General features: G+C 70.4%; 15 protein-coding genes. 6 read left to right on the forward strand and 9 right to left on the reverse strand.

The features are described 5' to 3' along the window. Positions 1 to 3 precede the first annotated feature (3 nt). The 3 genes from OHU35_RS36960 to OHU35_RS36970 all read left to right on the forward strand — a co-directional run bounded on the left by OHU35_RS36960 (position 4) and on the right by OHU35_RS36970 (position 1,482). Positions 4 to 429, forward strand: a complete 426-nt coding sequence (locus tag OHU35_RS36960; RefSeq protein WP_189722592.1) for a hypothetical protein — start codon at positions 4 to 6, stop codon at positions 427 to 429. Continuing rightward, positions 426 to 1,115 carry a hypothetical protein gene (locus tag OHU35_RS36965; protein ID WP_405508400.1) on the forward strand — a complete coding sequence of 230 codons (690 nt, stop codon included), beginning with the start codon at positions 426 to 428 and terminating at the stop codon, positions 1,113 to 1,115. Before OHU35_RS36960 ends, OHU35_RS36965 begins: the two co-directional genes overlap by 4 nt. A 190-nt stretch (positions 1,116 to 1,305) precedes the next feature. Further along, positions 1,306 to 1,482, forward strand: coding sequence for a hypothetical protein (locus OHU35_RS36970; protein WP_189722591.1), 177 nt, complete (start codon positions 1,306 to 1,308; stop codon positions 1,480 to 1,482). A gap of 215 nt (positions 1,483 to 1,697) precedes the next feature. Here the strand turns inward: OHU35_RS36970 and OHU35_RS36975 are convergent, their stop codons facing one another. Continuing rightward, positions 1,698 to 2,819, reverse strand: coding sequence for a PP2C family protein-serine/threonine phosphatase (locus tag OHU35_RS36975; RefSeq protein WP_359889783.1), 1,122 nt, complete (start codon positions 2,817 to 2,819; stop codon positions 1,698 to 1,700). Positions 2,820 to 2,912: 93 nt separating this feature from the next. Here OHU35_RS36975 and OHU35_RS36980 point away from each other — a divergent pair, with 93 nt between their 5' ends. The 3 genes from OHU35_RS36980 to OHU35_RS36990 all read left to right on the forward strand — a co-directional run bounded on the left by OHU35_RS36980 (position 2,913) and on the right by OHU35_RS36990 (position 4,573). Then, a complete protein-coding gene (locus OHU35_RS36980) occupies positions 2,913 to 3,068 on the forward strand; it encodes a luciferase family protein (RefSeq protein WP_308400953.1) in 156 nt (51 codons plus the stop codon). 27 nt (positions 3,069 to 3,095) lie between these two features. Next, a complete protein-coding gene (locus OHU35_RS36985) occupies positions 3,096 to 3,305 on the forward strand; it encodes a three-helix bundle dimerization domain-containing protein (RefSeq protein WP_189722588.1) in 210 nt (69 codons plus the stop codon). 308 nt (positions 3,306 to 3,613) lie between these two features. Continuing rightward, the gene (locus tag OHU35_RS36990; RefSeq protein WP_359889787.1) at positions 3,614 to 4,573 is read left to right on the forward strand and encodes an alpha/beta hydrolase; all 960 of its coding nucleotides are present in this window, start codon (positions 3,614 to 3,616) and stop codon (positions 4,571 to 4,573) included. A gap of 364 nt (positions 4,574 to 4,937) precedes the next feature. Here the strand turns inward: OHU35_RS36990 and OHU35_RS36995 are convergent, their stop codons facing one another. From OHU35_RS36995 to OHU35_RS37030, 8 genes are all read right to left on the reverse strand, one after another. Next, positions 4,938 to 5,684: a class I SAM-dependent methyltransferase gene (locus OHU35_RS36995; RefSeq protein ID WP_189722586.1), complete on the reverse strand. Its 747-nt coding sequence runs from the start codon at positions 5,682 to 5,684 to the stop codon at positions 4,938 to 4,940. Positions 5,685 to 5,787: 103 nt separating this feature from the next. Then, entirely contained in the window at positions 5,788 to 6,987 is a 1,200-nt protein-coding gene (locus OHU35_RS37000) for a threonine aldolase family protein (RefSeq protein WP_405508403.1), read from the reverse strand. A 69-nt stretch (positions 6,988 to 7,056) separates the two neighbouring features. Continuing rightward, positions 7,057 to 8,334 (reverse strand): MFS transporter, encoded by a 1,278-nt coding sequence (locus tag OHU35_RS37005; RefSeq protein WP_405508404.1) that lies wholly within the window; start codon positions 8,332 to 8,334, stop codon positions 7,057 to 7,059. Then, positions 8,327 to 9,574: an acetyl-CoA carboxylase biotin carboxylase subunit family protein gene (locus tag OHU35_RS37010; RefSeq protein ID WP_405508406.1), complete on the reverse strand. Its 1,248-nt coding sequence runs from the start codon at positions 9,572 to 9,574 to the stop codon at positions 8,327 to 8,329. Before OHU35_RS37010 ends, OHU35_RS37005 begins: the two co-directional genes overlap by 8 nt. Continuing rightward, positions 9,571 to 11,202 (reverse strand): class I tRNA ligase family protein, encoded by a 1,632-nt coding sequence (locus OHU35_RS37015; protein ID WP_359889802.1) that lies wholly within the window; start codon positions 11,200 to 11,202, stop codon positions 9,571 to 9,573. Before OHU35_RS37015 ends, OHU35_RS37010 begins: the two co-directional genes overlap by 4 nt. Next, entirely contained in the window at positions 11,199 to 12,302 is a 1,104-nt protein-coding gene (locus OHU35_RS37020; RefSeq protein WP_405508408.1) for an NAD(P)/FAD-dependent oxidoreductase, read from the reverse strand. Before OHU35_RS37020 ends, OHU35_RS37015 begins: the two co-directional genes overlap by 4 nt. Continuing rightward, positions 12,295 to 12,672, reverse strand: a complete 378-nt coding sequence (locus OHU35_RS37025; RefSeq protein WP_189722580.1) for a cupin domain-containing protein — start codon at positions 12,670 to 12,672, stop codon at positions 12,295 to 12,297. The genes OHU35_RS37020 and OHU35_RS37025 overlap by 8 nt, the downstream gene beginning before the upstream one ends. Then, on the reverse strand, positions 12,669 to 13,901 hold the full coding sequence (locus OHU35_RS37030; RefSeq protein WP_405508410.1) for a lysine N(6)-hydroxylase/L-ornithine N(5)-oxygenase family protein: 1,233 nt from the start codon (positions 13,899 to 13,901) through the stop codon (positions 12,669 to 12,671). Before OHU35_RS37030 ends, OHU35_RS37025 begins: the two co-directional genes overlap by 4 nt. Positions 13,902 to 13,913 lie beyond the last annotated feature (12 nt).

Consider the following 13,913-nt stretch of genomic DNA (forward strand, 5'->3'; position numbering starts at 1 on the left):
CACATGATCTTGATGGGCGCGTTGCTTGTGGTAAGCGCGGTCACCGCGGCAGTGGGCGTCGTGGTGATCCTCATACTGCTGAGCCATCCGCCGCTGCCTCTGCCGAAAATCTACGGGCTCATCGCTCTGATCCTGTTTTCCCTGGCGGTGGCGCTGTACTGCTACGGCTGGTTCTCGGTCATCTTGGGAGGACCCTTTCCCGAACTGTGCAAGAGCGAGAACGACGCCGGAGCCGAACTGGCAGCCATCAAGCAACAGTACTGGCCCCTTCGCAGTGCCTGCCTGTACTCCGACGGATCCACCGTGGAGTACGTCTCGATGTCGATCAACGTGGTCGTGTGCCTGTTGGCGGGTTCCGCCCTCGTCTCGGCCGGCACCTCCGTCTTCCTGCGCAAGCGTGTCGGACAATCTCCTGGAGCTACTTCATGAACGCCAAGTTCTCGCGCCGCACCGTGCTCAAACAATTCACCGGTGTCGTGGCCGGAGCAGCACTGCTCACCACCGGGGAAGGCCTTCTCACCCCCCTCACCGCCCAAGCCGCCGACAACTCGTGGAACAAGTCCAGATCGGCGAACGGCTGGGATGTCCTCCCCGGGCCCTCCTCGGGCACGGCCACCTACGACATCCCGGGAACGAATCTCCAAGTCACCCTGCGAGAAGGAGATGTGGGGACCGTCCTGTCCTATGTGGCACAACGCTTCCACTACGACGTCGCCGAACTCGAAGCGGGCCGCGGGCAGATCATCGGATACAGCGATGCTCTGCCTGTGAAGGCGGACTTCGAATCCAACCATCTGTCAGGCACCGCGTTGGCGCTGTACCCGGAAAGTTATCCGCTCGGCGTCAAGGGAAATCTCTTCCCCTACCAGGTCACGGCGATCCGGGACATCCTCGCCGAATTGCAGGGCGTCATCAAGTGGGGCGGCGACATGGAGCCGGCCAAGGAGTCGACCTTCTTCGTCGACGTCTCACCGAGCTCGACGAAGCTCGCTCAGGTCGCTCAGACCCTCAGGCAATGGAGACTCACCCCCGGCAAGGGAGCCGGGACCCAGAACATCGAAGACCCCAAGCGCATCACAGCCGCGAAGAAACTGGCCGGCAAGCAGGCGGCCTGATCACAGGCAGGGAGCCGGGCGATCATGTAAGGGCCCCTGCGGGCGCGGGCGCCGGTGGCCAAACTCCTGTGGAAGCAGACAGGGAGCCAATGTGGTTGAGACGTCAGACATCTCGATCAACAGCCCGGGGGCCTCGCTCGTTGCACTCCGTGGACCGTCACCCGGTCGATGGCCAACTCGAAGAAGCTCAGTGATCGAAGCCCACCGGAAGCTGGAACAGCTCGTGGCCGGGCTGAACGACCAGCCGATCGCAGAGGCGTCCGCGATCATCGAGACGACGGCGGGCCGCAGCGCAACCGAGCACCGCCCGCAACTCGCCGAGCACACGGCCGGGCTGGAGGCGTCCTGGGCGCGCCACCCGACGTGAACTGGAGCCGCCCGGTCACGGTTCCGCAATGCGGACCTTGCCGCCACCGTCTTCGCACGCTGGCGCGAGGCATGGATCCACATGGTCGATCCGGCACTCGGCGTGCAGCCGGACGACTGGCCCGAGGACCTGGCCGCTCATGCCATCGAATTCCTCCTCGTCCGCCTTCCGGCAGGCGCTCTGGTGACCACGCGGTCGGCCCGGGCGGCCGGGTGTCAGACTGCGAGGCGGCGGATCGCGACTACGGCTGCGTCGTCGTCGAGGTGTCCGTGGACGTGGGCAAGCAGGTCGTCCTGGAGATGGCGCAGCAGTTCGTCGGGGTCGTCCTTGGTCCACTTCGGCACCCGTGCGGTGAAGGGGTAGAAGAGTCCGTCGGCGTTGCGGGCTTCGATGACGCCGTCGGTGTAGAGGAGCAGCAAGTCGCCGACCTCGAAGGCGAACGTCTGGACGTCGTAGGAGGTGACGCCGAACGGTCCGCCAAACCCGATCGGGAGGTGGCTCGCCTTGGGCATGAGCGGGGTGAGGCGATTCCCCTGCAGGAGGAGCGCCGGTGGGTGGCCGCAGCTGATGAGGTGGGCGACGGGATCGTGGTCGGGGATGTCGAGCAGGATGGCGGTGGCGAAGTCCTCGGTGGTGTCCTGCTCCGTCTGTGATCGCCACTGGCTGCTGTCCCAGCGGAATGCGGCGTCCAGGTGGATGGCGAGGCGAGGGAGGGTGGCCTGGCGATGTGCGGCCGCGCGGAAGGCACCGAGCAGCAGGGCGGCGTTGTTGATCGCGGCCAGGCCGTTGCCGCGTACATCGCCGATGAGGAGCCGGGTGCTGTGGTGAGCGGTCCGTGCGGCCGCGTACAGGTCTCCGCCCAGGTCGGCTTCTTCCTCGGCGGGCAGGTACAGGCCGGCGATCCGCAGCGGGCCGGTGCGTGTGGGCAGGGGCTGCAACAGGACACTCTGCGCTGCCTCGGCTACCGACCGCACTCGGTGCAACTGTTGCTCACGCCGGTCGCGCACCACGCAGACGGTGACGCAGACGACGGAGACGACGACCAGGGCAATGACCTGGGCCTGGATGTTGGCGGTGGCCAGGACTCCTCTGAGTACGCCGATCAGTACCTGGGCCGCCACCGCGAGAGCTCCCATCAGCGCCGTCACACCGGCGCCGGCGAACGCCACGGTGATCGCGGGGGCCGCCACCAGCAAGGGCCCGAGGTGGATGTGCGGCGGAGAGAGCACATCGACCACACAGACCGTGACGATCAGTCCCAGTGGGATCACGGCCAGCGCGGGTGAGTGACCCGGCCGCCAGGGACGCCGGAAGTCCAGCCATGGTCGAAGGGCCATGCACCAAGCTTTCCACCTACCTCCGCGTACCGGGATGCGCCGCTCCGGGGGTCGGGGCGGGGCGGTGATTCGGGCAGCGGCTCCGGCCGCGCCTTGCGTTCGCCCGGAGCCGAGATCGCGCACTTCCACTCCGGCCGACAGGCCGACCTGCACCTCACCGCCAGGATGATCCGCCATCTCGAGAGCGACCTGCGGCACTCGACCGATCATCTGAGCGCGCTCGCGCCCAAGCATGCCGGTGACGGCTGAGCGGGCCTTCCAGGTCAGGGGAGCACGATGGCGATCGATCAACGCGAGGAAGAGGCCATCCAGGCAGTCACCGAACGCCTCACCGCCTACGGCGCGACCCGGTCCCCGGACGAGATCGAGGCGGCTGTCGCCGCAGCTCACGCATCCTTCGAGGACCGGCCCGTGCGTGACTTTGTTCCCGCCCTTGTCGAACGCAAGGCTCGCGCCGCACTCGGCAGCCTCTCGACCGACCACTAACGCCTGCGACACAACCAACGCTGTAAAGGCAGTCGGGGTACGGATTTGGTGGGCGTGACTCGGAAGGAATCTCGAGCGCGGAACCTGCGCAGCGCAGCTGACGGCGATCAACCCGGAGTGGAAGCGTCCCTTTTGCAGGTGTTAGATGGGAAGCGTCACGAACGTGGAGACGTGCCGTAGTGGCGGGCAGCCACCAGGCCGCGATTGCCCGGTTGTCGGGAGGATCCGGTGCGTGACGAGCTGGCGCCGGTGCTGCGTGGCGCGCTCTTGGCCAAGTCCATGCCTGAGTTCGCGTGGGGAGTTCTGTCATGTCTGCTGCCAGCCCGGTCGTCCTTGAGCCTGCGGCACAGGATGTTGCCGAGGGGTTCTCGACGCCGCCGTTCTTGTACGAGATGGCGCCGGCCGATGCCCGGAAGGTCCTCGCAGACGCGCAGTCTGCCCCAATCAGCAAACTCCCGGTCGACGAAGAGTGGATCACCGTTCCCGCGCAAGTGGGGGACGTCCGGGTACGTCTCATCAAGCCGCAGGGCACTACTGGCCTGCTGCCGGTCATCGTGTACATGCATGGTGGAGGCTGGATCCTCGGCAATGCCGAAACCCACGACCGGCTCGTGCGTGAACTCGCCGTGGGCGCCGGCGCGGCGCTTGCGTTCGTGGAGTACCCGAACTCGCCGGAAGCCCACTATCCGACCGCGATCGAGCAGGGCTACGCCACCGCGCAGTGGATCACCCGAGACGGGGCGTCCAGGGGCCTTGACGCCAGCCGCATGGCGGTGGCCGGGGAATCGGTGGGCGGCAACATGGCGGCCGCGCTGGCGCTGATGGCCAAGGAACGCGGCGACGTCACCTTCGTGCAGCAGTCGATGTACTACCCGGTCACCGACGCGGCGATGGACACCGCGTCGTACGAGCAGTTCGCCACCGGCTACTACCTCACCCGCAAGGCGATGGAGTGGTTCTGGGACGCCTATACCACCGACCCGGCGCAGCGCGCCGAGATCACGGCATCGCCGAATCAGGCCAGCACCGAGCAGGTCGCTGGGCTGCCGCCGGCCTTCGTGTGCGTTGACGAGGCGGACGTGCTGCGCGACGAGGGAGAAGCGTATGCCGCCAAGCTCCGCTCAGCAGGCGTACCAGTGACAACCGTGCGCTACGACGGCACCATCCACGACTTCATGCTGCTCAACGAGCTCAGCGAGACCCGGGCCACGCGAGCCGCCATCGGCCAGGCCACCGCTTTCCTGCGCACCGGGCTCGGAACCGGCTGAGGCACCCGCAGACGGGCACCACTCCAAGCGGGCGTGGTGGTGACCTCGACCGTCAGGCAGCCGGGGACTCCAGACGCCAGATCGCCCACGCGGAGAGCCCGCGCGCGATACCGCCGAGCCGGCGTACCCCGGACGGTGTGCTGAGGACGACGTCGGCCCTGGGTGCAACACAGCGGCGAGCGGCTGGCTCCGTTCACTTCCAACGACAGCGTTTGTCGACCTGTTTCAGCAGCCGTCGGCGGTCGGCGTTGCCATGAGTGTTCACGAGAAATGACGGCTTTGCCAAGCTCGTTGGGTCGGCTCCTCCGTCGGGGCATCCAGAAGCTCCGGCCGGAGCCAGGCCAGCCCCCTGTTCATTCCGGCGTCAGCAGCGAGCAACGGCCAAGCTGACGACGTAGCGCTCCTCGACCGTCCCGTTGGGGAAGATGCCAGTCAGGAGATCCCGCTCCGCATCCAAGAACGCCTTGGTGGCTTTCTCTCCGAGGACCAGGAAGTCGGAGTAGCTGGCGAGGTTCGCAATGTGTCTATCGAGCGGGACGCTCCGGGCCCAGGACACCTGGCGGGTAGTGAAGCCGAGTTCGGGTGGCAGCCCGCGGAATCGGGCCAACGGGTCGGGTTCGCTGTCGTCGGCATCGAAGAGGCGGCGAAGGCGGGCGTCCTGGTCGGCTATCCAGGCGACCGTGCTGTCTGAGTCGTTCCACCAGAGGGCGAGCGCACCACCGGGGCGCAGTACTCGCAGTGCTTCCGGGACGGATTTGCGCCGGTCGGTCCAGTGCCAGGCTTGGGCATAGGTGAGGACGTCCACGGACTCGGAGGCAAGCGGCAGGTTGTTGCCGTCCCCGAGCACGAGAGGGACCTCGGGCAGTCGGAGGCAAAACTGAGAAGCCATTCCGGCACCGGGTTCCACTGCGATGACCTGTGCACCACGATCATGCAGGAGAGCGGTCGCCAGTCCGGTGCCGGCACCGATGTCCGCGACGCGAGCGCCATTCAAGGGGCGGTTGGCGAGTTCTTCGAGTGCGTCGAGCAGAGCAGGCGGATAGGACGGGCGGTTTGCGGCGTAGCTGGCGGCGGCCTTGTCGAAGGAACGGGCCTGAGAAGTAATCGTCATGCAATCATCCTCGTTGGCCGAAGACGCCTGACGCAGTGCTTTTCGTGCTTCTCCCGCCCGGAGGTCAGGCCGCTCGCCTGACCTCCCGGGCTTTCGCCGCCGGCTACTTCGTCTTGCGGTTCGCGGAGAAGGCAGGCTCCGTCCCCAGCGCTTCGAGCGTCTCCTCCATCTCGCGGACCCTACGGCGCAGTTGCACCAGTTCCTCGCGCTCGGCGACGGTCAGCGCGCCCGCCGGCCCTTGGCCTCGCTCCGCCGCCAGCTCCTCCGCAATCGCCGCCGCGAACGCGTCCACGTCGCCCTCGGTGGTGTCGAAGGAGGTCATCCAGCGGACCTCGCCGGCCTGCTCGTCCCAGGTGTAGAAGCGGAATCGCTTCTGGAGACGCTCGGTGACGGCCGGCGGCAGGACGGCGAAGATCTGGTTGGCCTGCACCGGGCGGGCGATCTCCAGACCTGGCAGGTCGCGCACCGCCTCGTACAGCCGCTGGGTCATCGCGTTGGAGCGGGCCGCCGAGCGAAGCCAGAGGTCGCCGCCCAGCAGCGCCTCGAACTGCACCGACATGAAACGCATCTTGGAGCCCAGCTGCATGCTCGTCTTGCGCAGGTGAGCCATGCCGCGCACCGCGTCCTCGTTGAGCACGATCACCGCCTCGCCGAAGAGCAGCCCGTTCTTGGTGCCGCCGAGCGAGAGGACGTCCACGCCGGCGTCGGTGGTCATCTCACGCAGCGGCACGCCGAGGGTGGCGGCGGCGTTGGCGAGCCGGGCGCCGTCCAGGTAGACGAGCATGCCGAGGCCGTGCGCGTGGTCGCAGATCGCACGGATCTCATCCGGCGTGTAGCAGGTGCCGAGCTCGGTGGACTGGGCGATCGAGACGACCTTGGGCCGGGCCCGGTGCTCGTCCTCGAAGCCCCATGCCTGACGGTCGATCAGCTCAGGGGTGAGCTTGCCGTCCCATGCGGGCACCGTCAGGAGTTTGATCCCGGCGACCTTCTCGGGCGCTCCGCCCTCGTCGACGTTGATGTGGGCCGACTCGGCGCAGACCACGGCGTCCCAGCGGTCGAGCATGGTCTGCAGTGCGACCACGTTCGCGCCGGTGCCGTTGAAGACCGGGTATGTGTGCGCGGTGGGGCCGAAGTGGCCGCGCACCACTTCCTGGAGGCGCTCGGTGTAGACGTCGGCGCCGTAGCTGACCTGGTGGCCGCCGTTGGCCAGGGCGATCGCCGCAAGGATCTCGGGGTGCGCACCCGCGTAGTTGTCGCTGGCGAAGCCGCGCTCGTCCGGGTCGTGTCGTCGCTGTACGGTCATGGGCTCGCCTACTTGTTTCGGTCGGACGGGTGTGACACATGTGGTCCGGACGGGCGCCGGCCGGTCCGCTCAGGCCGGCGCGGGCTCCGTCCGCGCGCGGGCCTTCTCCAGGCCGCGCACCAACGGCGGCGCGGCGAGCCCGAGCAGGGCGAAGAGCGCCGCGAGGACCAGCCAGCCGGTCCCCGCCGCACCGACGACCAGGGAGGTCATCAGCCACGGCCCGGCGAACTGCTGGAGCCCGCGTCCCAGGGAGAACACCGCCTGGTACTCCCCCTGCCGGCCCGCCGGGGCGAGCCCGAAGGACAGGCCCCAGCTCGCCGACGCCTGGTACAGCTCGCCGAGGACGAGCACCAGCGCACCGCCCAGCAGAGCCGCGCTGTCCAGGAGCACGCCGTGCCCCCCGCTCATCGCGAAGACCAGGCAGGACGCCCCCAGCGCCCACCCCGCCCAGCGCAGCATACGTGCCGCTCCCGCCGGGGTACGGGCGCCCCTGCTGACCGCGACCTGGAACAGCAGCACCAGGACGGTGTCCAGGATCAGCAGCCCGGACACCAGCAGCGCGGGCGCGTCGGTGCTGGTGACGATCCACAGCGGCAGACCGACCGTCAGCAGCGGGTGGTACAGCTCCAGAGCGCCGCACACCAGCGCGACCGCCACATAGCGCACGTCCCGCAGCGCGGCGCTGCGCAGCACCCCGCCCGGCGCCTCGGCGGCGGCCCGGGGCCCGGCGCCCGCGGGCAGCCGCATCCTGAGCAGCACGGCGACGGAGACAAACTGGAGGGCGGCGTTGGCCAGGACCGTGGCGTACAGGGCGGTCGAGGTGCCGGCCGCGATGGCGGCTCCGGCCAGCGCGGCGCCGCCGAGGAAGCCCAGGTTGAACAGGCTGCGCATCTGCGCGCTCACCCTGACCCGTTCCGCCTCGCCCACCAGCGCGTCGGTGAGCGACGCCTGGAGCGCACCCGCCGAGGTCTCCAGGACCGCGATGGCGCAGGCGACCGCGAGGAACGCGGCGAAGCCGTCCACCAGGCAGTACGCGGTGAAGCCGGCGGCCGCGAGCAGGAAGTTGACGGTGAGCACCCGGCCCGCGCCGAGCCGGTCCGCGAGCCGGCCGATGGGCACGGTGCAGACCAGACCGCAGAGCCCGGCGACCGACAGGGCGAGGCCCACGCGCTGGGCGGGGATGCCGAGGGTCCGGGTGAAGAACACGGCGCTGGAGGTGAGGAACACCCCGAGCCCCAGGGACTGGATGAGCGTGAGGACGCCGAGTCTGCGCGCGTTCCCGGCGGCCGGAAGGGTCTCCCGGAACCACGCGCGCAGCACGGCGCCGTACCGGCGTGCCTCAGCCACGCGGCTCAGCTCCCTCGGCCCGCTCGGTCCGCAGCCCGTACACCTCCATCGCGGTGTGCACGGCGGCGCGCACCGCGGCGGCGCTCCGCCCCCGGAACCGGAAGATCCCGCAGCCCTCGTCGTAACTGCCGGGCCCGGTCATGATCTGGCCGATCGCGGGCAGTTCCTCGTGGTAGACCTCGGGGACGGCCGACCTGGGCGAGGTGCGTGCGACGACCCGTCCGGGCAGCTCGCGCGGAGCGGGGTAGATGAGCCAGCCGCCGGCCCGGGGCCCGACCGGTTCGGACGGCTGCCACAGCGGGGGCAGGCCGAGGGCCGCCCGGAACGCCTCGGCGAACAGGTCGATGCCGTAGAGGTCGACGTGCAGGAACGGCACCTGCGCGCCGCCCGGCCGCAGCCCGACCTCCAGGAACACCAGCTCGCCCCCCGGACGCCGGATCGCCTCCAGGTGGAACGCGCCGTCGCGCAGCCCGAGCGCCCGCAGACAGCGGTCGGCGAACGTGGTGAGCTCGTCGCGCTCGGGGCCCGGGTCGAGCAGGACCGAGCCGAGCGGGCGGCCGTGTGCGTAGTCCAGGCAGGTGTGGACGTACTGGGAAGCGGTGACGAAGTGGAGGCGGCCGGAGCGGCGGACGCCGTCGACGTGGAGGATGTCCCCCTCGACGTACTCCTCGCACTCGTACGCCTCGGGGTCGACGCCCCCCAGCGCGTCGCGCAGTTCGTCGGCGCTGCGGACGACCGTGACTCCCTGGGAGCCCGCCGCGGCGCGCGGCTTGAGGACCAGGGGCAGAGAGCCGAGGGCGTCGACGACCGCCTCCGCCGAGGGCGCGTCGTCGAGGCGCAGGAACCGGGGAACCCGCAGTCCGGCCGCACCTACCGCGCTCTTCATGGCGGGCTTGTCCTTGAACCGCTCGACGAGGTCGAGACCGTAGCCGCCGGGGACGCCGAGTGCGGCCGAGAGCCGGGCGGCCGTCAGGATGTCGTACTCGGACTGGCCGAAGACGGCCTCGGGCGTGCCGTGCCGGTCCGCGATCTCCCGTACGAGGGGCAGCAGGTCGTCGTGGGCGAGGCTGTCGCGCACATGGACCTCGGTCGCCCCGTCCTGGTCGAGCGCGGGCAGCCCGCCGGGCGTGGTGAGGTACACCGTCCGGCAGGGGTGGCCGTCGAGGAAACGGTGGTACTCGCCGAACTCGTCGCCGGAGCGGTTGAGGACGACGTACAGCGGGGTGGTCCGGTCGGTCACGCGTCCGCTCCCGGTCGCAGGGTGTCGGGCAGGCAGGCGTCCAGGTCGACGGCGCTCACCCGGCCGAAGCCGGGCGCGGGCCGGTCCCGGTGGGCCGGGGTCCTGGCGAGGAAGGCCGCCGCGCGAGGCTCTCCGGCGCCGCCGAGGCGCTGCCAGAGGAGCTCGGCGAGGTCCGGCATCACCGGGAACGCCAGCAGGGACAGACCCTTGAGCCACCAGTAGGCGCCGTCCTCGGCCGCGTGGGCGACCGCGTCGTCGGCGCACCAGCGGTCGAGCGCCGCGACCGCGCGCCGGGTCGAGACACGGGCGGCGTCGAGCGCCGCGGACTGCTCGGCGAGCAGGGATTCCAGGAGGTCGGCGGCGGCCGGGGCGGGCGCCTGCGGGGGCCCTTCGGGCAGCCGGCTCCAGGCGGCGTCGATCCGTTTGCCGAGGCCGTCGGCGAGCGTGGCGTTCGCGGTCCGCAGGAAGTCCGCCGTCTCGAAGCTCGCCGCCCCGGACTCCAGATCGGCCCCGGCGAGGTGGTACCGGACGGTGTCCACGCCGATGGCGGGCGACGCGGCGATGTCCGCCGCCCAGATGGCATGCCGGGCGCTGGTGGAGAACTTCCGCCCGGCCAGCCGGTAGAAGTTGTTGATCAGGCACCGGTCGTACGGCTTCATGTCGCCGTGCAGCAGGCTGGTGCCGACGATCGAGACCAGGGTGGGGATCACGTTGTCGACCCCCAGGGTGGTGATGGTGGTGACCCCGGAGTCCGGGTCGAAGGCGTTCACGCCCGTGCCGGAGAGCCGGCCGTGGACGGCGCCGGCGAGGCGGGCGAACATGAAGATCCCGGCGTACGGGAAGAGGGCGCGGGGCACGTCCGGCTCGGCCGCGGGGAGCGGAAGTCCCCACGTCTGCGGGGCGCTCAGCCGCACGGTCAGGCCGTCGCGCTCCAGGAAGCGTGCCACGGTCGCCCGGTAGCGGTCGGCGACGCCCAGGTCCACGAGCGTGGTGTCCAGGAGGTCGCGGTCCGGCAGCCGCAGGAAGAGGCTGGAGATCTCCCTCCAGGTCAGCGGCCCCTCGTCGAGCAGGGGGCGCGGCTCGACGACCGACTCGGGCAGGAAGTGCGCACTGCACTCCTCGCAGAAGTAACTGGCGATGCCCGCACCGCACTCGGGGCAGCGGCCCTGGAGCCAGCCGCCCACCACCCAGCGGTCCGACGCCCCGCAGTGGGGCACGCGCTCGGTGCGCGTCAGCACCGCGCCCCGGGCCGTCAGCCGCTCGATCGAGGCGGCGACCTCCTGCTCGAACTGCTCTCGCCAGGGCTGCTGGTCGGGGACGATGAACGCGTCGACCCCGATGCGCATCGTGGCCAAGTCGTCCTGGATGCGCTGTCCGTAGCGGGCGGCGACCTCGCCGGGCGTGGAGTCCTCGGCGTGCGCCTTGAGCGCCACGTACGACTCGTACACGTCGCTGCCGGTGATCACCAACGGCAGGTCGCCCCGGACCCGCAGATGCCGCGCGATCATGTCCGACCACAGGAAGGGGCCGCCGACGTGGCCGAGGTGCAGGGGGCCGTTGGGCGTGGCCTCGGGCGGCACCAGGAGGTAGTGCCGGGGGGTGTGCGTGTCCCCGGTCAGCAGGCTCATGTTCGCGGTCTCCCGTCGAGCAGGTTCAGTGCGTCCTCGGCCATGGCCGGGGCGAGTCGGTAGCCGGAGCCGGAGCCGCCGATGGCCATGACCACGTCGTCGCCGCCGACCGTGTCCACGACCGGCAGATGGCCGGGGGTGAAGCAGTCGCTGAAGACCCGCCCGCCGAGCAGGTGCGGCAGGAATGCCGGTACGTGCCGGGCGAGCAGGGCCCGGGCGAGTTCCCGGTCGCGGGCGTCGATGGCGAGCGGTTCGTCGGGGCCGCGGTCCCAGTCGGGCGAGGTGATGCTGAAGATCCAGTGGCCGCCGGGGCGGTGGGGGAGCAGGAAGGCGTCGGCGTCCTCCAGGACGAGTGCCGGGGCGCCCGGCGGGGGCGGCGTCATGATGTGGAACGCCACCACCTTCTTGACCCGGGCCCCGTGCTCGCGGGCCGCAGCCGCCACCGGGCCGTCGAGGACCCAGGGGCCCGGCGCGAGGACCGCCCTGGCGGCGGTGATCCGGCTGCCGTCGGCGGCGACCAGTTCGACGCGCCCGCCCGTACGGCGTACTTCGGTGACCCGGAAGCCCTCGAGGAGGGTGTTGTCCGGTCGGCGGAGGACCTCGTCGAGGAGCCGGTCGGTGAGGCGTTGGGGCTGACCGACCGTCATGGAAGCGGTGGCCAGGAGGACTTGGTCGTCGTCGTGGGCGAGGCCGGGGAACGTCCGGTCGAGCAGGGCCCGCTGCTCCCCGGTGACCGGGCGGGTGCGGCCGCCGTCGGCCATGGTCGCGTCGAGCGCGGCCGTGTTCTCGCGCGCCACCAGCCAGCGGACGTCGACCGGCGCGCGTCCGGCGTCGCCGAGTCCGGCGGCGAGCTCGTCGAAGAGCGCGGTGCTGCGGGCGGCCAGGGCGCGCTGGGCCGGGTTGTGCCCCGTGGGCGTGTCGAACCCGGCCGAGAGACGGGTCGCGCCCGTCCCTCGTCCGGCGTGCGTGATCACGGCGACGCGGCGGCCCGGGTCCCGGCGCACGGCGTAGTACGCGGCGAGGGCGCCGACCGCGCCGGCGCCGACGACGGCGAGGTCGTAGTGGGGCGCCTCACCGGTCCCGGTGGTGCGCTCACTCATCGGGCGCCGACCACCAGAAGGAGTAGATCACCAGTTCCTCGCCCTGGTCGGCGAAGATCTCGTGGACGGTCTGCGAGGCGAAGCCCACCAGGGAGCCGGGCCCGACGAGCGACCGTTCGCCGTCCACATCCAGGGTGCCGGATCCGGCGTGGACCACCCAGATCTCCTGGACCGCGTGCTGGTCGGGCGAGCTGGTCCCGCCCGGCGGCACGGTGAAGCGGGCCGCCTCGAACGGCACGTGGGGGAAGACCGAACGGGCGAAGTCTGCCTCGGCGACGGTCACTCCGTCGGGTTCCACCTCGGTCGGAGCGAAGGGGACCAGGGCGCCGACCGCCTCGGCCTGGAACTGCGAGACCTGACGAGCGGTCATACCGAATACCTCGATTCACCAAGGATGCTGTTGAGGATGACCGCGCTGCGCCAGGCGAGCAGGCTGAGATTGGGATCGGCGACGCCCCAGGAGTGCCGGGCGCCGTTCTGGAGGTAGATCCGGTTCTCCGCAGGCCCGTCCCATGCGACCGAGAAGTCGTCGCCGACGACGAGCATCCCGTTGTCCCGCCGCAGCCGAGCGTCCAGCGGAGCCATGAAGTCCGGCAGCGCGTAGGCGTATCCGGTGCTCAGGATCACGATATCGGCGGCGAGCGCAGCGGGTGCGTCGTCCGGGCCCGAGGACTCGACGACGAGCTTCCATTCGTCGGGGCCACCCTCGATCGCGGTGACCGCGCAGTCCGCCAGGAAGCGCAGCCTGCCGGGGTTGTTCTCGATGAACTCGTCGCGGTAGCTCAACCGGTAGATGTCCTGGAGGACTTGGAGGTCGATGCCGTCGCTGGTGAACTTCTGCCGCTCCAGGAGCCGGGCCTTGTGGTCGGAGGGCAGCGCGTGGAAGCGGCGTACGTAGTCGGGCGTGTAGAGGTCGTTGGCGAACGGCGAGTCGTCCATCGGCAGGAACGACGAGCGCCGGCTGACCCAGGTGATGCTCCTGGGGGCCGCGCCGGCCGCCAGGTGGCGCACGATCTCCGCGCCGCTCTGGCCGCCGCCGACCACGACGACCCGCTGTCCGGTCACCTCGGGGGCCCGCAGCAGGAACTCCCCGGAGTGGAAGACGGTGGGGCCGAGCAAGGGACGGAACGGCTCGGGGACGGACGGGGTGAGACCGGTGCCGAGCACGAGATGACGTACCGTCACTTCGTTTGCGCCGGTGCGGAGATGGAAGGCCCCGTCGTGGAAGTCCACGCTGTGCACGTCCGCCCCGAAGGTCAGGCTCGGCAGTCGCCCGGCGACCCACTGGAGGTACTGGTTGAACTCGGCGCGCAGGACGGCCGGGAAGTCCGCGGCCAGGAACCGGTAGAGCCGGCCCTCACTCGCGAGGAACGACAGGAACGAGAAGGGGCTGGTCGGATCGACCAGCGTCACCAGGTCCTTGAGCAGCGAGACCTGGAGGGTGGCCTCGGGCAGCAGCAGTCCGGGGTGCCAGGAGAAACTCTCACGGCGTTCCAGGTGGGCGCCGCGCAGCCCTTCGACCGGATGCGCGAGCGCGGCGAGGCTCATGTTCGCGGGGCCGATGCCGACGGCCGCGTAGTCGAGTATGTGTGCGTTCATGGTGGGAACCGC

The sequence above is a fragment of the Streptomyces purpurascens genome (genome assembly GCF_045040895.1).
GTDB lineage: Bacteria > Actinomycetota > Actinomycetes > Streptomycetales > Streptomycetaceae > Streptomyces > Streptomyces purpurascens.